Below are 21,800 nucleotides of genomic sequence, written 5' to 3' on the forward strand. Positions count from 1 at the left end.
CATTTGACATGACCGCATTCACGACCCGTCCCGAGATCCTCGGCACCTTCGGCGTCGTCACCTCGACGCACTGGATCGCCTCGGCCGTCGGCATGAGCATTCTCGAAAAGGGCGGCAACGCCTTCGACGCGGCGGTAGCGACAGGTTTCGTGCTGCAGATCGTCGAGCCGCATCTTTGCGGTCCAGGCGGCGACCTGCCGGCGGTGATCTATTCGAAGAAGAAGGACAAGGTCGAGGTCATCTGCGCGCAAGGACCTGCCCCCGCCGGCGCAACGATCGAACACTATACGGCGGAAGGCCTGAGCCTGATCCCCGGCGACGGGCTGCTTGCGACCGTCATCCCCGGCTCCTTCGATGGCTGGATGCTGATGCTGCGCGACTACGGCTCGATGAGCGTGCGCGATGTGCTGGAACCGGCGATTTATTACGCCGAACACGGCCATCCGATGCTGCCGCGCGTCTCCGCCACCATCAAAGGGCTCGCCGCCTTCTTCGAGAAGGAATGGCCGACCTCGTACGAGACCTGGCTGCCGGGCGGCAGCGCGCCCCAAGCGCATGCGAATTTCAGGAATCCGGTGCTTGCCGAAACCTGGAAACGTATCATCGACGAGGCCGAGGCGAAAAGCGGCAGGGAAGCGCAAGTGCAGGCGGCCCGCGACGCCTTCTATCGCGGCTTCGTCGCCGAGACGATCGACGACTATCTGAAGACCGCCGAGGTGATGGATGCGAGCGGCAACCGTCACAAGGGCGTTTTGACTGCCAGCGACATGGCAAACTGGTCGGCAACGATCGAGGAGCCGCTGACCTATGATTATCATGGCTGGACCATCGCCAAGATCGGCCCCTGGGGCCAGGGTCCGGTCTTCCTGCAGACCCTGTCGATCCTCAAAGGCTTTGATCTCGGCGCAATGGACTCCATTGGCGCCGATTTCGTCCATACCGTCGTCGAGGCGATGAAGCTCGCCTTCGCCGACCGCGAAGTCTATTACGGCGATCCTGATTTTTCGGAGATCCCTGTTACGCATCTGCTGTCGGAAGCCTATGCCGCCGAGCGCCGCAAGCTTATCGGCGCGGACGCCTCCTTCGATCTTCGCCCCGGCATCGTTCCTGGCTTCGAGGCGCAGCATGATCTGACGATGACGATGCTCGGTGCGGATTCGAAAACCGGCGCCGTCTACGAGCCGACCATGGCGCATCTTTCCGAAAAGCGCGGCGACACGGTGCATATCGACGTCATCGACCGCGACGGCAACATGGTTTCCGTCACGCCATCAGGCGGCTGGCTGCAATCCTCGCCGACCGTGCCCGGCCTTGGCTTCTGCCTCAATTCCCGCGCCCAGATGTTCTGGCTGAAACCAGGCCTGCCGACGTCGCTCGCCCCCGGCAAACGGCCGCGCACGACGCTGACGCCTTCGCTCGGCCTCTACGATGGCCGCCCGACGCTGGCCTTCGGCACACCGGGCGGCGACCAGCAAGAGCAATGGCAGCTCTCCTTCTTCCTGCGTTATGCCCATCACAGGCTGAACCTGCAGGCGGCGATCGACCAGCCGCTGTTCCACACCTCGCATTTTCCGGGCTCCTTCTATCCGCGCACCCGCGAACCCGGCAGCCTGATGGCGGAGGCGAATTTCGGCCCCGATGTCCTCGATGCCTTGCGCCTCAAGGGCCACAAGCTGACGGTCGCCGATCCCTGGACGGTCGGCCGGCTGACCGCTGCGAGACGCGATGCCGACGGACTGTTGCGCGCCGCAGCCACCCCGCGCCTGATGCAGGCCTATGCGATCGGGAGATAGCCATGACCTGGTCGATCGTCGCCCGTGATCCCTTGACTGGTTATCTCGGCATCGCCGTCGCGAGCCGCTTCTTCGCCGTCGGCGCTCTTGTGCCGCATATTCGCGGCAGCATCGGCGCCGTCGCCACGCAGGCCTTCGTCAGCCCGCTTTACGGCGTCGACGGCCTGTCGCTACTGGCCGCCGGCAAAGCGCCGGAGGAAATCATCGCCGAGCTGACCGCGCGTGATGCCGGCCGCAATCAGCGGCAGTTGCACCTCATCGATGCAAAGGGGCGCAACGCCGCCTTCACCGGCGCCGCATGCATCGACTGGGCGGGGCATCTGATCGACGAAAACGTCTCGGTCGCCGGCAACATGCTTGCGGGTCCCGACGTCATCACCGAAACGCTTGCCACCTATAACAAGGCGATGGACAAGCCGTTGGCCGAACGCCTGCTGTTGGCGATGCAGGCAGGCGAGGATGCCGGCGGTGACAAGCGCGGCAGACAGTCCGCCGCCCTCGTCATCCATCGCGATCAGGATTATCCGTGGCTGAGTATCCGCGCCGACGATCATCCCGATCCGCTCGCCGAACTTGTCCGCCTCCAAACCGTGGCGGGTGAACGTTACCTGCATGTCGCGGAGACGATGGCGACGCGGCAAAATCCGAACGGCATGCCCGACAGGCGCGAGATCGATGAAAAGATCGCGACGCTGGAAGCGGCCCGCATCGCGGCAGGCAGGCCTTCCGCCTCCTTCGCCACGCCTTTGAAGACGTGAATTCGATAACACAAAGGGAACGACATGAGTGATGTTTCTTCGGCCCCCGCCTCTCCTGTTCTCTCCGTCCGGAACCTGACGACCTCCTTCCTCGTCGATGGCGACTGGAAGCCGGTGGTGCGCGGCGTCTCCTTCGATGTCATGCCTGGCGAGACCGTGGCAATCGTCGGCGAAAGCGGCTCGGGCAAGAGCGTCACCTCCCTTTCGATCATGCGGTTGCTCGCCAACGGATCGAGCCGCATCGATGGTGCCATCACCTTGAATGGCAAGGATGTTCTCAGCCTTCCGGAAAAGGAGATGCGCCGGGTTCGCGGCAACGACGCCGCCATGATCTTCCAGGAGCCAATGACATCCCTCAACCCGATTTTCACTATCGGCCGCCAGATCTCCGAAGCGCTCACCTGCCACGGCGAGATCGGCAAAGCCGAGGCGCGGGCCGAGACCGTGCGGCTGCTGGAAAAGGTCCGCATCCCCAACGCCGCTTCGCGCTTCGACGAATATCCGCACCAGTTCTCGGGCGGCATGCGCCAGCGCGTAATGATCGCCATGGCGCTCGCCAGCCGGCCGAAACTGCTGATCGCCGACGAACCGACGACGGCGCTCGACGTGACGATCCAGGGCCAGATCCTCGACCTGATCAAGATGCTGCAGGAAGAAGAGGGCATGTCCGTTCTCTTCATCACCCACGACATGGGCGTCGTTGCCGAAATTGCTGACCGCACCATCGTCATGTATCGCGGCGAAGCGGTGGAAACCGGCACGACCGACGACATCTTCCATCGCGGCAGACATCCCTATACCCGCGCACTGCTCTCGGCCGTGCCGCGCCTCGGCTCGATGGCCGACCGGAAATGGCCGCTGCGTTTCCCCGTCATCGATACGACGACCGGCGAACGCCGCGAGCCGGTCGAAGTGGCCGATACCGTCGACCGGCGCCGGACGCCGATCCTCGAAGTCAAGAACCTCGCGACCCGTTTCGATATCCGCGGCGGCCTGCTCGGCCGCAAGACGGGCGCGATCCACGCGGTCGAGGACGTCTCCTTCGATCTCTTCCAGGGCGAGACGCTGTCGCTCGTCGGCGAATCCGGCTGCGGCAAGTCGACCACCGGCCGCACGGTCACCCGCCTCGTCCAGCCGAACGCCGGCAGCGTCAGCCTCGACGGCTATGACGTGCTGAGCCTTGACGCGGTCAGTCTCAGACGGATGCGCCGCAGCATCCAGATGATCTTTCAGGATCCCTTCGCCAGCCTCAACCCGCGCATGACCGTCGGCGCCGCCGTCGCCGAACCCATCACCGAACACGGCCTCGGCACCGGCGCCCAGGCCCGCGACAAGGCCGCCGATCTTCTCGAACGCGTCGGACTGAAACCCGACATGATGAAACGATATCCGCACGAATTCTCCGGCGGTCAGCGCCAGCGCATCTGCATCGCCCGCGCGCTCGCGCTCGATCCGAAGGTGATCGTCGCCGACGAAAGCGTTTCGGCCCTCGATGTCTCGATCAAGGCACAGGTCTGCAATCTGCTGATGGACCTGCAGCAAAGCCTCAACCTCGCTTTCCTGTTCATTTCCCACGACATGGCCGTGGTCGAGCGCGTCAGTCATCGGGTCGCGGTGATGTATCTTGGCGAAATCGTCGAGATCGGCCCGCGCGCGGAACTGTTCAGCAACCCGCAGCACGCCTACACGAAGAAGCTGATGGCAGCCGTGCCGGTTCCCGACCCCTCACGTCGCGGCATCAAGCGCAACCTCGGAACCGACGAGCTCAAGAGCCCCGTTCGCCCGGTTGGCTACGTCGCGCCGCCGCGACGATACCGGGAAGTGACGGCAGGCCATCTGGTGCGGGTCGATGAAGCCGCCTGAGCGTGAGAACCTAGTCTCGGGAGCATCTGACATACAAGTATTGCGGGAAAATAACCCGCGCCGGTGGCGCGCGGACCGTCACTTTTGCTGCGCCGCTTATATGACTTATGCTAGATATTATTTCACCGATAATTGTTAACGACCGATACCCGTCGTTTGTGTTCTCTTATCCTTGCGAATCAAAAAGGTTTGATTTGCCGGGGGACGGCCCTCATGTTCAACCATGGGGGCGATGCAACAGTTGGGTAGGAGCCTATGCTGCAACGGATTGAAGACATTGATGCCGCCCTGGTCGACAGGTTGCAGTATTCGGCATTCAAGTACTTCCTGAAATATTCCAATCCCGAGAATGGCCTGGTGGCGGATACCTCGATCGGCGGCGTGCCGGCGAGCATCGCGGCCGTCGGCTTTGCGCTTTCCTCCTATACCGTTGGTGTCGAACGTTGCTGGATCACCCGCAAGGAAGCGGCCGAACGCACGGTCAATACGCTGCGTTTCTTTGCCGAGGCGCGCCAGGGCGAGGAACGTCATGCGACCGGCCACCGCGGCTTCTTCTACCATTTCCTGCACATGGACACCGGCAACCGTGCCTGGAACAGCGAGCTTTCGACCATCGACACCGCCCTGCTCGTTGCCGGTATCCTGACATCAGCGCAATATTTCGATCGTCAGGACGAGACCGAGACCGAAATCCGTGAGCTCGCGACCTTCATCTACGAACGCGTCGACTGGCGCTGGGCGCTGAACAAGGGCGACACCATTTCCATGGGTTGGAAGCCCTCATCGGGCTTTCTGCGCTGGCGCTATCACGGCTTCGACGAGGCGATCATCCTCTATGCCCTGGCGCTGGCCTCGCCGACGCATCCCATCCCGCAATCGTGCTACGACGCCTTCACGTCAAGCTATTCCTGGATGATGCACGGCGAACAGCCCTATCTCTATGCCGGCCCGCTGTTCATCCATTTGTTCTCCCATGCCTGGATTGATTTCCGCGGCATTCGGGACAGGCCGATGGCGGAGCGGAACTGGGATTATTTCCGCAACACCCAGGTGGTCATCAACGTCCAGCGTGACTATGCCGAGCGTAATCCCGGCCAGTTCGTCGGCTACAACAGGAATATCTGGGGTTTTTCCGCTTGCGACGGCCCGCCGCCGACCCGGCGCATGCGCGGCGGCCGCCAGCCGAAGGTTCTGGGTTATGCCGCGCGCGGCGCGCCGCTTGGCCCGGATGACGGGACGATCGCGCCCTGGGCGGCCCTCGCCTGCCTGCCCTACGACCGGCAGGCGGCTCTCGACGGCACCAAGGCACTTTTGACCAGCTATCCGAACCTGCTCTTGGAGGGCGGCTTTCCCGGCGGCTTCAACCCGACGGTCAAGACCAAGCGGCCGGAAGGCTGGGTCGACGATCGCACCGTCGGCATCGACCAGGGTCTTGTCGTCATGACCGTCGAAAACGAGCGCTCCGATTTCATCTGGAAGCTGATGCGGCAATCGCCGGTCATCCGCCTCGGCCTCGAGCGCGCCGGTTTTGCCGGCGGCTGGCTCGAAGGCATCGAGCCGGAAGAGATGATACGCAAGGTCGGCTGAGCAATGCATGTCGCCCGGAAGTGTGCAGCGGTTCCGGGGTAACGACATGCACAGAACAAAGTACTAAAGCGCGTCGCATGCATCAAATTCGATGCGACGCGCTTTACCGTTCGAAGACATGCGCCTTGCCTGAAATATCGAGGCGAACGAGATCGCCGCGCGAGGGAAGGGCGACGCTTGAGGTCTTGATCCGGATCGGCGGCAGGGCAACGCCATCGAGCGAAACGGCAACGGTGCAGACTGCGCCGCCGAATTCCACCTCGACGACACGTCCGCCATGATCGCGATCGCTTTCATCGGCAATGACACGGATCTGTTCGGGCCGCAGCATGATCTCCGCCTTGCCCTGCCGGCTGCCGTCGACCGCGACGCGGCCGAGGGCGCAATCGGCCAGCCCGTTTCGGATGATGGCGGGCAGCAACACCGCATCGCCGAGGAACAGCGCCGTCTCGCGATCCCTGGGATGCAGATACAATGATTGCGGCGATCCGGCCTGGATCAGCCGCCCTTCCCTTAAGACCGCCACCTGATCGGCAAAGCTCAGCGCCTCTTCCTGATCGTGCGTCACCAGAACGGCGGTAATGCCGGCTGCCTGCAGCACGCGCGCCACCACCTTGCGCATGTTTTCACGCAAGCCGGTATCGAGCGCCGAGAACGGCTCGTCGAGCAGCATCAGCCGCGGCTTGCGGCCGAGCGCGCGGGCAAGTGCGACGCGCTGCTGCTGGCCGCCGGAAAGCTGGTGTGGGCGCCGCGCCAGCATGCCGCGATCGAGCTCGACCATGTCGAGCAGATCGATGATGCGCTTCTCGCGATCCACAGCCCCCTTCTCGAAACCGAAACCGATATTCTCGCCAACGCTCAGATGCGGAAACAGCGCTCCGTCCTGCGACACGATGCCGATGCCGCGCTTATGGGCCGGCACCGCGGCCGGACCGTCCGCCAGCACGTCGCCATCCAGGGTCACCCTGCCGGCGTCGGCTTGCTCGAAGCCGGCAATAATGCGCAGCAGCGTCGTTTTGCCCGAACCGGACGGCCCGACGACCGCAGTACGGCTGCCCGCCTGCACTTCGAGCGAAATATCCTTCAGCGCCTGGACCGGCCCGTAACGCTTGCTTATGTTCTCGATCGTAAGCAGCGTCATTGGCCGGCGGACCGTTTCGATTGCGTATAGAGCGTCAGGGTGAGCGGCAGCGACAGCACGATCATCATGAAGGCGTAGGGGGCGGCAGAGACATAATCGATTTCGCTGGTCAGCGACCAGAATTTCGTCGCCAGCGTATCGACGCCATTGGGCGAAAGCATCAGCGTCGCCGTGAGTTCATTGGTGATGCCGAGTGCGGCGAGTGCCACGCTGGCGGCGGCTCCGGGCGCCGCAAGCCGCATGGTGATCTGCCGCACCGCCTGGCCGGGGGTGCGGCCGAGACCCATCGCGGCGCGCTCCAGCTCCACCGGCGCCTGGGCGATGCTGGTGCGCAGCCCGACCATGGCGCGCGGCAGAAAAAGCATCACATAGGCGACGAGCAGGGTTGCGAAGGTTTGATAGAGCGGCAGCATCAGGCGCACGGTGATCGTCACCAGCGCCAGCGCCACGACGACCCCCGGCAGCGAGCCGACATAATAGTGGCAGGCTTCGAGCAGGCGCTGCAAGCGGCCGGGTGCACGCACCGACAGCCACGCCATCGGGGCTGCGGCAATCGTCGCCAGCACGCCGCCGGCAAGGGCGAGAACGATCGTCTGCACGAAGGCGCTGGCGACCTCGATACGCCAGATCTCGCTGCCGCCGAGATAGAGCCAGCGGCCAAGCGTCACCAGCGGCACGCCGAGCGTCAGCACCGCCAGGACGACGGGCAGCGAGATGGCCGGCACCACGAACCAGCCGAGACGCCGGCGATCGGCCGGACGCGGCGAGCCGGCGCCGACGCGGGCATAACGTTCGTTGCCGCGCAGCAGCACTTCGAGGCCAAGCAGGAAAAGACAGCAGGCGACGAGCACGCCGCCGAGCATGTTGGAGGCCGGGCTGTTGTAGGAAGACTGGAATTGGTCGACGATCGCCGTCGCGAAAGTGTCGAACCGGATCATGACAAATAGGCCGTATTCCGAAAGCAGGTGCAGCGCGATCAGCAGCGAGCCGCCGCAGATGGCGAATCTCAGCTGCGGCAGCACGGCGCGGAAAAAGACACGCCAGGGATTGAGGCCGAGCGAGGCCGCGGCATCCTCGATGGCGGGATCGAGGCGGCGCAAGGCTGCGGCGACCGGCAGATAGAGGAAGGGGTAATAGGCGATCACCGAAACGAAGACGCCGCTCTGCAGGCCGCGCATGCCGGGAATGAGGCTGATCCAGGCATAGCTGTGCACGAAGGCCGGCACGGCGAGCGGCGCGATCGCGAGCCAGGCCCACAGCCTGGCGAAAGGAACATCCGTCCGCTCGGTCAGCCAGGCAAGCGTGACGGCCAGCGCGATCGACAGCGGAATGGTGATCGATTCCAGGAGAACCGTATTGATGAGGAGTTCGCCGACGCGCGACCGGAAGACGAGCGCCTTCACAGTTTCCCAGCCGACATCATAGGTGATCCAGCCGATGAAGCCGAGCGGCACGAGACTGAACAGCGCGACCGCGGTGGCGAGGAGCATGACGGATGCGTGCGGTATGCGCCCGCGCGGCAAAACCATTCGCACCGTCCCCGGCGCGGTCGGCGCCTCGGTACCGGATGCGAGCAATCTGTTGTCCTGCAGCAAGGCCGATGCCTTTACACGCTGAAAAAGGAAGGCAACCGCCTTTGAAGGACGGTTGCCGGATTTCGTCATGCCCTGAAGGTTTTCTTGAGCCAAAAGCAATAGTTTTGGCCGCTGCAAGCCTGCGGCAGAAGTGTCAGATCAGGCCGGCGGCGGTCATCAGCTCCACGACCTTCTTGCTGTCCAGCGTCGAAGCCTCGACTTTCGGCGCGTTGAGATCGGCGAGCGGCGTCAGCTTGCCGTTGGAGGCTGCATCCTTGCCGATGGCATATTCATAGGACGTGCCGTCCTTCAGAACGGCCTGGCCGGCCTTGCCGGTGATGAACTTCAGGAAGGCCTGAGCTTCCTTCATGTGCTGGGTGGATTTCAGGATACCGCCGCCCGAAACGCTGACGAAAGCGCCCGGATCCTGGTTCTTGAAGTAATGCATACCGACATTCTTGCTGTTTTCGCCGGTTTTGGCCTGATCGCCGAACCAGTAGTAATGGTAGATGACCGCGCCTTCGACTTCGCCTGCGTTGACCGCCTTCATGGCGACGCTGTTGCCCTTGTAAGGGGTGGCATTGTCCTTGAGGCCCTTCAGCCATGCCTTGGTGGCGTCTTCGCCCTTGAGCTGCAGCAGCGCCGCGACAATCGCCTGGAAGTCGGCGCCGGCGGGCGCCGCACCCCAACGGCCCTTCCAGGCGGGATCGGCGAGGTCGAGCATCGACTTCGGCAGCTTGTCCTCGGTGAGCTTCGTCTTGTCATAGGCAAAGACGGTGGTGCGGGCGGCAATGCCGGTCCACATGCCGTCGGCCGGGCGGTACTGATCGGGAACCTGATCCAGCGTGTCCTTTTCGACCGGCGCGAAGAGGCCTGCGCCGTCGACCAGCGTCATCGCCGGCGAATTCTCGGTCAGGAAGATATCGGCCGGCGAGGCGTCGCCTTCCTGGATGATCTGGTTGGCGAACTGCATGTCGCTGCCCTGGCGCATAGTGACCTTGATGCCGGTCTCCTTGGTGAAGGCATCGATCCATTCGCGGCCCAGGCTTTCGTGCTGGGCATTGTAGACGACGAGGCCCTCATCCTGCGCATTGGCGATGCCAGCAAGCGCCGTGGCGGAGAGAAGCGAAGCGGCAAACGCCAGCACCTGGGAAAAACGATTAAGAGCAGTAGTCATGATGGCCTCCATGCCAATGTCACCCCGAGGGGTAAGAGGCGTATATTTTTCTTGACTAGCAATTTCAAGTTTGGTCGTCAGGAAAAAACATCACAATATCTCGACCATATATTTCATATTACGCGGGAATGAAATCCCAATTCAGTCAAGAAAGGCGACACTGTGCGAGCGCCGCCTCTCTTCGCTATTGCACTTATTCGACGTCGAACTTGACGCCTTGCGCGAGCGGCAGCGTGCTGCCGTAATTGATCGTGTTGGTGGCGCGGCGCATATAGGCCTTCCAGGCATCGGAGCCGGATTCGCGTCCGCCGCCGGTTTCCTTCTCGCCACCGAAGGCGCCGCCGATCTCGGCGCCCGAAGGGCCGAGATTGACGTTGGCGATGCCGCAATCCGAGCCGCGGGCCGAGACGAAGGTTTCCGCCTCGCGCATGTCGTTGGTGAAGATCGACGAGGACAGCCCCTGCGGCACGGCGTTATGCAGCGCCAGCACCGCGTCGAAATCGCTGTATTTCATCACGTAAAGAATGGGCGCGAAGGTCTCGTGTTCGACCGGTCCGGTCTGATCGGGCATTTCGACGAGCGCGGGGCGAACATAGAAGGCATCGGCCGATCCATTGTCGACGCGTTGGCCGCCGGTCACTTTGCCGCCGGCCGAAGCCGCTTCGCCGAGTGCTGCCTGCATCTTTTCAAAGGCCTGGCCGTCGATCAGCGGTCCGACCAGCGTGCCGGTTTCGAGCGGATTGCCGATGGTGACGGAGCCGTAGGCCTTCTGCAGGCGCGGCACCAGCTGGTCGTAGACGCTTTCATGGACGAAGAGGCGGCGCAGCGTCGTGCAGCGCTGACCGGCCGTGCCCATGGCGGAGAAGGCGACGCCGCGCAGCGTCAGGTCGAGATCGGCGCTCGGGCAGACGATCGCCGCATTGTTGCCGCCGAGTTCGAGGATCGCGCGGGCAAAACGCTGCGATAGGCGCGGGCCGACGGCGCGGCCCATCGCGGTCGAGCCGGTGGCGGATACGAGCGGGATCTTCGGGTGGTCGACCAGCACTTCGCCGACCTCGCGGCCGCCGATGATCAGCGTCGAAAGATTGGCCGGCGCCGTGCCGCCCTCGGCGACGAAGCGTTTCAGCGCTTTCTCGAACAGCGCCTGCACGGCAAGCGCGGTCAACGGCGTCTTTTCCGAAGGCTTCCAGACGGTGGAATTGCCGCAGACCATCGCAAGTGCCGCATTCCACGACCAGACGGCGATGGGGAAGTTGAAGGCGGAGATGATGCCGACCACGCCAAGCGGATGCCAGCTTTCCATCATCCGGTGCTCGGAGCGCTCGGTGGCGATCGTCAGGCCGTAGAGCTGACGGGACAGGCCGACGGCGAAATCGCAGATATCGATCATCTCCTGCACTTCGCCCAGACCTTCGGAGGTGATCTTGCCGACCTCGATTGAGACGAGACGGCCGAGCGCGGTCTTGGCGGCGCGCAGCTCCTCTCCGAGCAGACGGACCAGCTCGCCGCGCTTCGGCGCCGGAACGGAACGCCATTCGAGGAAAGCCTTGTGCGCCTCTTCGATCGCCGCCTTCGTCTCGGAAACGGTGTGCTCTCTGAGTTTGCCGATTTCCTTGCCCGTCACTGGCGAGGTGACGGAAAGCGTGCCGCCATGATAGCGGCTGGCGTCGACGCCGAGTTCGGCGAGCAGCTTGGCGGTTTCGGTGGCGAGATCGAGGACGGCGATATTCATTGTCGTGGTTCCAATCTTGTTATTCTCAGAAGCGAGTTTCGCTTCAGAGCGCTTATCGCTTCTTAGAAGCGGGCATCGGCGAAATGGGCGACCTGAGCGCCGGCTTCGTACCATAGTTCCTTGAGTGCCCGGAAGCTCGGTTCGGTGGGCGAGGTCAGTGGCAGCGGCAGATCGGCTTCCGAAAGCCGGCCGAGAATATGTTCGGCCAAGATCCGGCCGAAGACCGTGCCGGGGGCAATGCCGCGGCCATTATAACCCGAAAAGCCGATCACGCCGGGCGCGAATTTATGAAAGCGCGGCAGCGCATCGTCGGTCATGCCGATCTGGCCGTACCATTCGCATTCGAATTCGACATCGCCGATCATGGGGAAGAGCCGCTTCAAGGCGCGCTTGGCCCAGCCTTTGTGAACGGCAAGCCCGGTATTGCGCAGCGCCCCGACACTGCCGAAGACGAGACGCCCGGCCTGGTCCATGCGGAAGGAGGACAGAATGTCCTTGGTGTCCCATGCGCCTTCCCGTCCCGGCAGGATCGATTGGCGCAGATTGTGGCCGAGCGGCACGGTGGCGAAGTTGAAATAGGGCAGATAGACCTGTTCGTTGCGCACCTGCTCGAAGGGGCCGGTGCTGTAGGCATCGGTCGCGACGATGATCCAGCCCGCGCTGACCTCGCCGTTTTCCGTCTTCACGGTCCAGCGGCTGCCGTTGCGCTCGGTTGCGATGACGGGGCTCGACGTATGGATGGCGACACCCGCCTTGACGGCGGCATGGGCAAGGCCGCGCGCATAGGCCAGCGGCTGCAGCGTTCCGGCGCGCATGTCGAGCAGCGAACCGGTATAAGCGTCGCTGCCGATGCGTCTGGCCGTCTCCGCCGCGTCGAGCAGCGTCACGGGTGCGCCGCGCGCCGACCATTGCGCCGCGCGTTCCTCGATCTCCTTCAGCCCCTGCGCGCCGACCGCACAGTGCAGCGTGCCGCTGCGTTCGAGTTCGCAGGCAATCCCGTGCCTGTCGATCAGTTCCATGACGAGCTTCGGCGCATTGCCGAGCAGTTCGAGCAGGCGTTCGCCATGCAGGGGACCGAGTACGCCGGGCAGATCGTCGGGCATCACCCACATGCCGGCATTGATCAGGCCGACATTGCGCCCGGCGCCGCCGAAACCGATCTCCTTCGCCTCCAGCAGCACCACCTTCGAGCCGGCTTCGGCAAGATGTAGGGCGGAGGAGAGGCCGGTGTAGCCGCCACCGACGATGACGACGTCGGCCGATACCGCGCCTGCGAGAGGCCGGGTTGCCGGCGGTTCGGCTGCGGTCTTTTCCCAGAGGCCGTGGGAGCGCGGATCATTCAGCATGGTTCAGTCCGATCGGAACGAAATCGCGGTAGTTTAACCCATATGATGAAGCGTTGAAGCGCGCATTTCACGCAACGGTCTTCAGCTGCAGGCCGGCAAGGCCGAGCGCCTCCATCGCTGCATCCAGCGAGGCGGCCTGGCGCTCAGCATAAAGCGCCAGCTCGTCCTGAACGGTGGCGCCGAGTGCGGCCTCGAAGGCGTCGCGGTTCGAGCGCGTCGCATAATTCTGCTGCTGATCGGTGCCGAGATTCGACTGGAAGATGCCGGCCGCGCTGACGGGCAGGAAGTCTTCGTAGACGATCGGCGAGAAGACAAGGTGACCCTTGGCGATCAGCGCTTCCGGATCGCCGGGCAGCGTGCCGTTGACCGCGGCGGCAATGCCTTCTGATGTGGCGGAATAGCGGAAGAAGGCCAGGTCTTGCCTGCGCAGCTCGTCCCAGCTGTCCGGCAGCGCCTTGAAACGCTCGGCGAGTTCCTGATCGTAAGCGCCGGCCTTGGCGCCGCCGGCGCCGACCTGCACCTCGCCGCGAACCGAGGCGAGCAGCCGGTCGTAAAGCGCCCGGCCCTTGGGCGTTAGCGCCACGCCGCGCTGTTCGATCTCGCCGAAACGCGCGGTATGCGTCCCTTGAACGGCTTCCGCGTCACCGGCAAAGACGATCGCCTCCTCCAGCGCCTTGAAGCTCGTCTGCCGCAGCAGGATATCGCAATGACGGCGCGGCGGCCCTTCGATGACGGCCTTCGGCGTGATGCCGCGTTCCGGCATACGGGCCTGGACCGCGTCGATATCGAGCGTGCGCGGCGTCAGATGGTTGATATGCGGGCCTTTGAAGCTGACGACGTCGGCGATCAGCCGATGTGCGTCGTGCAGGCGCTTGTAGGTTTCGGCACTGACCGTCGCCTCGCCGTGCCAACGGAAGGTTTCAAGCGCCTCGGCGACGAATTCCGCGGCTTCCGCTTCGGTGAGGCCGCCATTCTGCTCGTGACGCTCGATCAGTGCGACGGCGCGCGGCGAATAGATGCGCCGCTGTGCCAAAATGGCCTCGGCTTCGCTGCGCAGTCCTTCGTCCTCGATCAATTCCAGGCGCAGCAGCGAGGTGAAGACGCGGAACGGATTGATGTTGAGTGCGGCCTCGTCGATCGGCCGGAAGCAGGTGGAATGGACCGGAACGCCGGCAACCGAAAGATCGTAATAGCCGACCGCCTGCATGCCCATGACGGCGAACAGCCGGCGGATGGTGAAAAGTTCATCCGCCGTGCCGAGGCGGATGGCGCCGTGACGCTCGACATCAATGCGTTCGAGCTCGCCGGCGCGAGCCAGGCGCTCGCGCAGAGCCGGATCGCGTTCGAGGCAGCCGGCATTCACATCGGCGACCAGTTCGATCAGCGTGCCGTATTGCGGCACCTCCGTCCGGTACATCTGCGACATCGCCTCGGTGAAAAGCGAACGGATGCGGTCAGTGGAAACGAAGGTTTGCGGCATCTTGAAAACTCCGGCTCATTCCGTTTTTGCAGGATGAAACTCTTTACAACCGCTGCGAAGCCGGAAATATCGCTAATTCGGAAATAGCTTATTCTGAAACGGAATGATCATGATCGCTTCGAGACGCTTTCTGCCGTCGATTTCACATCTCGCCGCCTTCGAGGCGGTCGCCCGCACCGGCAGCGTCACGGCGGCCGCGCGCGAGCTCGATCTGACCCAGAGCGCCGTCAGCCGCCAGGTGAGCGCGCTGGAGGAGCAGCTTGGCGTCGAGCTCTTCCTGCGCGAACGCCAGACCATGCGGCTGACGCTTGCCGGCGACAGTTATGCCCGCGAAATCCGCGAGGCGCTGCGGCGCATCTCCAGCGCCTCCTTGAACCTGCGCGCCAATCCGCATGGCGGCACGCTCAATCTCGCCATCCTGCCGACCTTCGGCACGCGCTGGCTGGCGCCGCGCCTCGGGCGCTTCCTCACCGCCAATCCCGGTGTGACAATCAATCTGGCGACCCGGCTTTCGCCCTTCGATTTCCGCCTCGATTCGATCGATGCCGCGATCCATTTCGGCCATCCGCACTGGCCGGGCGCAGAGCTCGCTTTTTTGATGTCGGAGCGCACGGTGCCGGCCTGCAGCCCAGACTTTCTGAAGCAGCACCGGATTTCGGAACCGCAGGATCTGCTCGCCGTTCCGCTTTTGCATCTGACGACGCGCCCGGATGCCTGGGAGCAGTGGTTCGCCGGCAACGGCGTGCCCTTCGAAAGCGTGCATGGCATGCTCTTCGATCAGTTCGCCACCGCCGCACAGGCGGCGATCGCCGGTCTCGGCGTCGCTTTGCTGCCGACATTCCTGATGCAGGAGGAACTCAAGCGCTGCGATCTTGTCGCCGCCGTCGACCGGGAGATGGAAAGCCCCGAGCGCTATTATCTCGCCTTTCCGCGCGAACGCGCCGACTATGCGCCGCTTGCCGCCTTTCGCGACTGGATCGTCGCGGAAGCCGCCGCCAATCCGGCTGCGTGAGGAACGGCTTGCATCGGCATGGCGCTTTCGACCATTATATCAGCCAAACAATCTCTGCAGGAAATCCCATGAAGCCGATCTTCGTCCAGCTCCAATGCGCCCCCGGCAAAACCTATGACGTCGCCGACGCCATCTACCAGACCGAACTGGTTTCGGAGCTCTATTCCACCAGCGGCGACTACGATCTGCTGCTGAAGGTCTACATCGAGGAAGGCCAGGACATCGGCAAGTTCATCAACGACAACCTCGCCAATATTCCCGGCATCGTCCGCTCGCTGACGACGTTGACCTTCAAGGCCTTCTAAAGCAATTTCAGCAAAAGTGTGCCGCGGTTTTGCGTCCGGAATTGCGTAAAAACAAAAGACAGAGCATTTCCGTGATTCGAAGAAAAACGGAAATGCTCTAAGCTCCGTCAGACGCGGTTAACCCTTTTCGCGAAGAATCGCCTTTCCCAACGTCGCTGAAACTGCGGCTTAACGCCTGAGATATCTCATCGTTGCTATAAGAAGGCCGCCTCGACAGGAGGCGGCGTGCGCAGCGATAGGTGGAAAATGGCGATCGTCGAGGCAGGCAGGGTGCACGAGAGGCCGCAGCCGGAAACGGCGCCGCTGATCGTCCATGTCGTTCGCCAGTTTTTGCCCAATCGCGGCGGTCTGGAAGATGTGGTTGCCAATCTCGCCCGGCAGACCGTCCGGCGCGGTTATCGCGTTCGCGTCGTCACGCTCGATTCGCTGTTCACAGCACCGAAGGATAAACTGCCGGCGCGCGAAGACATCGACGGCATCGAGGTGGTGCGCATTCCCTGGTCTGGCAGCAGTCGATATCCGCTGGCGCCCAAGGTTTTCCGCCATCTCACCGATGCCGATCTCGTGCATGTCCATGCCATCGACTTCTTCTTCGACGCGCTCGCCTGGGGCCGGCTGCTGCATCGCAAGCCGATGATCGTCACCACCCATGGCGGATTCTTCCACACCCGGAAATACGCCGCCATCAAGAAGATTTGGTTCCGTACGCTGACCCGCGCTTCCGCACTGGCTTACCGGCGCGTCGTCTGCTGCAGCGCCTCCGATCTCAAGCAGTTTTCCGCGATCGCACCCGACAGCCTGCTGATCGAAAACGGCGCCGATATCGGCAAGTTCGCCGGCAGCGCGTCGCAGCGGCCGAGGCGCCGCATCGTCACCATCGGCCGCTTCTCGGTGAACAAGCGGCTGGAGCATCTGCTCGACGCGATGACCGTACTGAAGAGCCGCGATACGGATTGGCATCTCGACATCGTCGGAGCCGAATCCGACCTGAACCGGGCCGGTGTCGAAGCCGCCATCGAAGGCCGCAACCTTGCCGGTCGCGTCACCCTGCACGTCTCGCCCGACAACAGCGCTATCCGGCGCATCATCGCCGAGGCCTCGCTGTTTGCCTCAGCCTCGGAGTATGAAGGCTTCGGGCTGGTGGCGTTGGAGGCGATGAGCGCCGGCCTGCTGCCAGTGCTGAATGCCAATGACGCCTTTACAACGCTTGCCGGCCGGCATCCCGTCATCAGGCTAGCCGATTTCACGCTTCCGGAGACCGCCGCGACAGTGATCGAAGCGGCCTATGAAACACTCGCGCGCCAACCGGATGTCGTTCGCGCCGAGCTGGTCAACGCCGTGCGCAGCTATTCCTGGGATATTGTCGCCGGACGTTATGTCGATCTTTATCGATCGCTGAACATCGCCGCTGCCGACCGGATCTGATCCTGCCAGCCTGAAATCCCCGTCACGCTTTGGCGAGACGGATAATCTCATCGAGCACGAACCTGCGTGATTGCGGCGGCGTCAGATTGTGATCGGCGTCCGGCAGCATCAGCAGCCGCACGTTCGGATAACGCGAGAGCTTGGCACCGCGTGGTCCAAAGTGGAAATAGACGTGGTCGAGGCCGACATCGCCTTCGCTGTAGATCAGCGTCAACGGCACCTTACGCTTGCCGAACTCAGCGAAGGAATGCCGGACTTCGCGGGCGATGTGGCGCCGGTCGGGGAGCAGCTCGAGCAGCGGCGCGATCCATGGGGACAGACGACGACCGGCAGCGATGACCATGTTCTGCAGCGCAGCGACGACGTCCACCTGGCCGCGCAGCAGCCGCTTTAGCGTATCGAGCCGCGCCAGGCGCTGGCCGTAATCATCGAGGCTGCGGGGAACGGAGACAACATGTTCCTTACGCACCGGTATCTCAGGATCCCAGTAATAAACGAAGGGATTGATCGACACGACGGCCTTCAGCCGCTCGTCGGCGACGCCGGCGCGGAAGGCGACATAGCCGCCACTGCATCGGCCGGCCACCATCACCGGCCCGGCGGCGACGCCTTCGAGCAGATCGAGCGCGGCGACCGCATCGGCGGTCTGCGTATCGGAATAGAGCACCTGCTCCGGTGCATCAGGCCGCGGCGGACTGTCGCCGACATTGGCGGAATCGAAGCGCAGCGAAACCACGCCCTGGCGTGCAAGCTCGCGCGCCATATCGACCGTCGTCCGCCCCCAGCCGGCGTGCCGGTCATAGGCCGTCGACAGGAAGAGCACGGCACTGCCCTTGATCTCGCCGGGCGGTCGGCTGACGACGCCGACCAGGTGATCATGGCTTCCGAAGCGGACCGGCATTTCGACAAACCCATCGAAGGCCAGCGGCGGATTCTCGATTTCTGCCGGCGAAGGGGCGGCGGATGTTTCCACCGTGGCGCCCTCCAGCCAGGTCGTCAGCAGATCGACGACAGCCATCGGCGTCTTGGCGAAGAGCGGATTGGTGACGAGTTCGTCATAGCCTTCGAAAACTGTCTGCTCGACATCGGCGCCAAGCGCCTTCAGTGTGTCGGCAAAGCCGGTATCGTCGGCCCTGGCGGGACGTTCGAGGATCAGATAGCGCGACGCCGCCAATCCCTGCGGCGAGGCGATGTTGAGCTTGGCGAGCTCGCCGGCGATCTCCTCGGGCATGACGAGCCCGGCGATCTGCACCTTGGCGGTCTGGACATGTTCCTTGCCGAGGCCGAGATCGGCATCGATGATCTTCGACCACATGGTGAGTTCGCGCAGATAGGCCCGGCCGCTCAGCACCGGCGCCAGCATGACGAGGCTGTCGACGCCGTCGATCGAAGAGCCGATGCGTTGGGCAAGCGTTGCGCCGAGGCCCTGACCGATGAGGATGATACGGTCGCAGCCGGTGAGCGACTTAAGCTTGGCGGCCGCCGCGCGGATCGAATTTTCCCAGGTTTCCAGTCTCGCCGGCAGCGCGTCGAAATCGAGCGCATCGCCGGTGCCGCGATAGTCGAAGCGCAGGCTCGGCACGCCGATATCGGAGAAATGCTCGGCCGCAACGCGGAAGAACTTGCGGCTGCACATCTCCTCGAAACCCCAGGGGCTGACGAACAGGACGGCGGCCGAACGTTTCTTCGCCAGAGGGTTCTCAGGCATGAACAGCCCGATCGTACCGTCGAAGACGACAGGCAGGGCAGCGCTGCGTCCCGCACCCTCGGCCGGTTCGAGCGAGAATTCGCCGGGCGCGACCTTGGCGCGGTCGGGGTCGCCGGGAAGCCGCGGCGCGATGAAATTGATCGCGTGTCCCACAGGCCGCTTGATCAATGACGGCATCTTATCCAGAATGGCGCGCATGACGTCGACATCTTCGGCCGGCACGGCGCGCAGCACGCGGAGTGCGGCGAAATAGCAGAATGTGCCGGCAAGGATTGCAGCAACGAGGCCGGCCGGACCCTGGATGAATTCCAGCGCCGAAATCGCCCCGCAGGCACAAAGCACGGCAGCGAGCGCCACCTTCGTCAGGCTCGTGTAGAGGCCCGATAGCTGAGATCCGAATCCTGTCTGTCTGATCATCATCACCGACATTGCAACGAAGACGAGGATGCGCACCAGCGCGGCGCCCTCGGCTGCAAGCCTAGGTATGATCAGTAAACAACCCGCTACCATCACGAGGCCACCTATCACACTGATATTCAGGCGGGAGCGGGCCCTGTCCATCGATAGGAGGTAGAGGCTGAGGATCTGCATGAAAGTATAGGCGGGCGCCACCAGCGCCAGCAGCGCCACCACCGTGCCGCTGCGGCGGAACGCTTCGCCGAACACCACGAGCACCAGTTCGCTGGAGATCGCCGCAAGTCCGAGGCTCATCGGCAATACGATGTAGGCCATGCTGCGCGTGACGGCGGCGAATACCTCGACCGGCAGGGTCGAATCGTCGCTGTTATGTCGCCGCTCGGAATAATAGGGTAGCAGGCTGCCGGTCATCTGAATCGGCAGTTGCAGCGCGATATTGGCGATCGACAGGCCGACGGCGTAGTAACCGACCATCTCCACCGACCAGAACTGCTGCAGGAAGAGCAGCTCGAGCCGGTTGAGGAAGATGGAATCGATAATGAACTGAATCGACAGGATGACGGAGGACGAGGCGAGGTACTTCAGCGAGACCCCGCACCAGTCGCGCCGCGCCAGCAGGATCGGCAGTGTGGCGAAAAACAGCACGAGCTGGCCGAGCGCATAACCGACGAGAACCCCCTCGACGCCATAGAAAACGGCGCAGGCTGCAACGCCGGCAAGCTGCACGATCGAGACGCCGACCGTCAGCTTAAAAAAGGCGCCAAGCTTCTTTTCCCCGATCAGGTAGAATTTGACGAAGGATCCGATCGCCTGGACGAAAAACAGCGCGCCCGTGACCAGAGCGACGGACGGCGCGGTCTCTGCCCAGTGCATCTCCTCGGAGGTCAGGAAGAACAGGGCGTAAAGCGCCAGCAGCGCGATGGTCGAAAACATCATGAAGCTGACGAGGATGGCGGCAAATCCTCGCCGGCGGCGCTCGTCATAACCTTCCGCCGAAAGCTGCGGCATGGTCTTCAGGAGCGTGATGCTGGAGCCGAGCTCCGCGATCGAGGCGCCTGTCATCACCAGCCACAGCGAGAAGGCGACGATGCCATTGGCCTCCGGCCCAAGCAGCCGCGCCGTGATGATCGAGGAGACGAAGCCCGTCAGCAACAGCAGCATGCCTGCCGCCGCATTCATCACCGAATTTGCGATAATACCCTTCGACATCCGTCCATCCGCCAGGCTCGGCCTAAGGCCTGATACCCGCCATCTCTAATGCGAAAATGTTAAAATAAAGCAGAGTGGCACCTTAGCTCGCCTGCATCGCCGCCAGCGTCTGAAGCGCCTTCTCATAGCTGTTTTCCGCGAGGTATCGCAGCAGGAGCTCCCGCGCCTTCTCAGCCTTCTCTCGTGCACGCTCGGGTGCGCGGAAGATGTCTTGCAGGTGCGCGGCCGCCGCATCAGGAGAGGGATCCGCCCAGACCGCGCCCGCGAGCCCGACAAATTCCGGATGAGTATCGACCACCGGAATGAGGGGAGAGTCGACCAGCCATGTATTGTCCGGATCGCAGAAATCCGCCGTGCCCGACCATGCGGTTGAGATAACGGGCGTACGCTGCATGATCGCCTCGGCAACCGTCAGCCCGAAACCCTCGGAACGATGCAGCGAAAGATAGGCGTCGGAAGAGCTGATGAGGCCATTGATATCGGCGTTCGACAGCCTGTCGGTGACGATCCTGATCCGGCTGTCGCCCGCAACCGAGGCAACCAGCTCGCGCAGGCCTTCGTCCTTGTTCACATCGCCGCTGGCCTTCATCAGCAGGACGGCACTTGGGGCTTCGGCGGCAAATATCCTGAAAGCCTTGATCACGGCCTGCGGATTCTTCCGGTTGATCGAGGAGCCGGCGCTGAAGATGAAGCTGACGAGAAAGGCGTCCTTCTCGATACCGAACTTCTGCCGCATGCCTTCGGTCGCCGGCGCGTCGGTAACCGGATGTGGAACGACGATGACGGGCGCCTTGGTCAGCGGCGCGATCGCCCGCCGGGTGAATTCCGACGGCACGAAGACGGCGTTCATATAATGCATTGCATTGCGCCATTCCGCCGGCACGACTTCGAGCTCCCAGGCGAAATAGCCGATGTTGAAGGCGCGGGTGAAATTCGCGACGCCCTTCTTCAGGATAGCGCGCGGCAGCATCGGCGGATTGAGATGCCAGATACGGCTTCCCGGCGATTCGGTGGAGAGAGGCAACGGCGTCCAGCCGGCGAAGGAATGCTCGTCGGGATGGGTGCTGACGTCGGAGAGTGAAATCGCCCGCCCGGCCTCCGACAGAGCCCCGGCGCAGAGCCTTGCCGATTCGCCGACGCCGACGGCCATCGAGAGATAGCCGACGATTTCCACCGGCCTGCGCGGATTGAAGGCCAGACGCGACCGCGGAATCAGCCGCTGCAGGACATGGGCGCGCAGAAAGCGGTATATCGTTCTCAAATCACGGGTCTT

At 63.3% G+C, this 21,800-nt stretch carries 15 protein-coding genes; 7 read left to right on the forward strand and 8 right to left on the reverse strand.

Features of this window, described 5'->3' with window-relative positions; genetic code table 11:
• Positions 1-8: 8 nt before the first annotated feature.
• From MHI61_RS24220 to MHI61_RS24235, 4 genes are all read left to right on the forward strand, one after another.
• Positions 9-1,793 carry a gamma-glutamyltransferase family protein gene (locus MHI61_RS24220; RefSeq protein WP_239790879.1) on the forward strand — a complete coding sequence of 595 codons (1,785 nt, stop codon included), beginning with the start codon at positions 9-11 and terminating at the stop codon, positions 1,791-1,793.
• Between the two features lie 2 nt (positions 1,794-1,795).
• On the forward strand, positions 1,796-2,551 hold the full coding sequence (locus MHI61_RS24225) for a DUF1028 domain-containing protein (protein WP_239790880.1): 756 nt from the start codon (positions 1,796-1,798) through the stop codon (positions 2,549-2,551).
• 24 nt (positions 2,552-2,575) lie between these two features.
• Complete coding sequence (locus MHI61_RS24230; RefSeq protein WP_239790881.1) at positions 2,576-4,414, forward strand: ABC transporter ATP-binding protein; 1,839 nt, start codon at positions 2,576-2,578, stop codon at positions 4,412-4,414.
• 255 nt (positions 4,415-4,669) lie between these two features.
• The gene (locus MHI61_RS24235) at positions 4,670-6,001 is read left to right on the forward strand and encodes a glucoamylase family protein (RefSeq protein WP_239790882.1); all 1,332 of its coding nucleotides are present in this window, start codon (positions 4,670-4,672) and stop codon (positions 5,999-6,001) included.
• Between the two features lie 103 nt (positions 6,002-6,104).
• Here MHI61_RS24235 and MHI61_RS24240 read toward each other — a convergent pair whose 3' ends face one another.
• The 6 genes from MHI61_RS24240 to MHI61_RS24265 form a co-directional block, all read right to left on the reverse strand.
• Positions 6,105-7,142, reverse strand: coding sequence for an ABC transporter ATP-binding protein (locus MHI61_RS24240; protein ID WP_239790883.1), 1,038 nt, complete (start codon positions 7,140-7,142; stop codon positions 6,105-6,107).
• Entirely contained in the window at positions 7,139-8,806 is a 1,668-nt protein-coding gene (locus MHI61_RS24245; RefSeq protein WP_239790884.1) for an iron ABC transporter permease, read from the reverse strand. The genes MHI61_RS24240 and MHI61_RS24245 overlap by 4 nt, the downstream gene beginning before the upstream one ends.
• A gap of 64 nt (positions 8,807-8,870) precedes the next feature.
• On the reverse strand, positions 8,871-9,893 hold the full coding sequence (locus MHI61_RS24250) for an iron ABC transporter substrate-binding protein (protein ID WP_239790885.1): 1,023 nt from the start codon (positions 9,891-9,893) through the stop codon (positions 8,871-8,873).
• A 193-nt stretch (positions 9,894-10,086) separates the two neighbouring features.
• Positions 10,087-11,625 carry an aldehyde dehydrogenase family protein gene (locus MHI61_RS24255; protein ID WP_239790886.1) on the reverse strand — a complete coding sequence of 513 codons (1,539 nt, stop codon included), beginning with the start codon at positions 11,623-11,625 and terminating at the stop codon, positions 10,087-10,089.
• A gap of 62 nt (positions 11,626-11,687) precedes the next feature.
• On the reverse strand, positions 11,688-12,971 hold the full coding sequence (locus tag MHI61_RS24260) for an FAD-binding oxidoreductase (protein WP_239790887.1): 1,284 nt from the start codon (positions 12,969-12,971) through the stop codon (positions 11,688-11,690).
• A gap of 67 nt (positions 12,972-13,038) precedes the next feature.
• Positions 13,039-14,451, reverse strand: coding sequence for a VOC family protein (locus MHI61_RS24265; RefSeq protein WP_239790888.1), 1,413 nt, complete (start codon positions 14,449-14,451; stop codon positions 13,039-13,041).
• A gap of 103 nt (positions 14,452-14,554) precedes the next feature.
• Here MHI61_RS24265 and MHI61_RS24270 point away from each other — a divergent pair, with 103 nt between their 5' ends.
• The 3 genes from MHI61_RS24270 (at position 14,555) to MHI61_RS24280 (ending at position 17,193) form a co-directional block, all read left to right on the forward strand.
• A complete protein-coding gene (locus tag MHI61_RS24270; protein ID WP_239790889.1) occupies positions 14,555-15,463 on the forward strand; it encodes a LysR family transcriptional regulator in 909 nt (302 codons plus the stop codon).
• A 68-nt stretch (positions 15,464-15,531) separates the two neighbouring features.
• The gene (locus MHI61_RS24275; RefSeq protein ID WP_096769774.1) at positions 15,532-15,768 is read left to right on the forward strand and encodes an Lrp/AsnC ligand binding domain-containing protein; all 237 of its coding nucleotides are present in this window, start codon (positions 15,532-15,534) and stop codon (positions 15,766-15,768) included.
• Positions 15,769-16,014: 246 nt separating this feature from the next.
• On the forward strand, positions 16,015-17,193 hold the full coding sequence (locus MHI61_RS24280) for a glycosyltransferase family 4 protein (protein ID WP_239792901.1): 1,179 nt from the start codon (positions 16,015-16,017) through the stop codon (positions 17,191-17,193).
• A gap of 22 nt (positions 17,194-17,215) precedes the next feature.
• Here MHI61_RS24280 and MHI61_RS24285 read toward each other — a convergent pair whose 3' ends face one another.
• A complete protein-coding gene (locus MHI61_RS24285; protein WP_239790890.1) occupies positions 17,216-20,527 on the reverse strand; it encodes an oligosaccharide flippase family protein in 3,312 nt (1,103 codons plus the stop codon).
• Positions 20,528-20,609: 82 nt separating this feature from the next.
• Positions 20,610-21,788, reverse strand: coding sequence for a glycosyltransferase family 4 protein (locus MHI61_RS24290; protein WP_239790891.1), 1,179 nt, complete (start codon positions 21,786-21,788; stop codon positions 20,610-20,612).
• Positions 21,789-21,800: the final 12 nt, after the last annotated feature.

The sequence above is a fragment of the Rhizobium sp. K102 genome, assembly GCF_022385315.1.
Classification (GTDB): Bacteria; Pseudomonadota; Alphaproteobacteria; order Rhizobiales; family Rhizobiaceae; genus Rhizobium; species Rhizobium croatiense.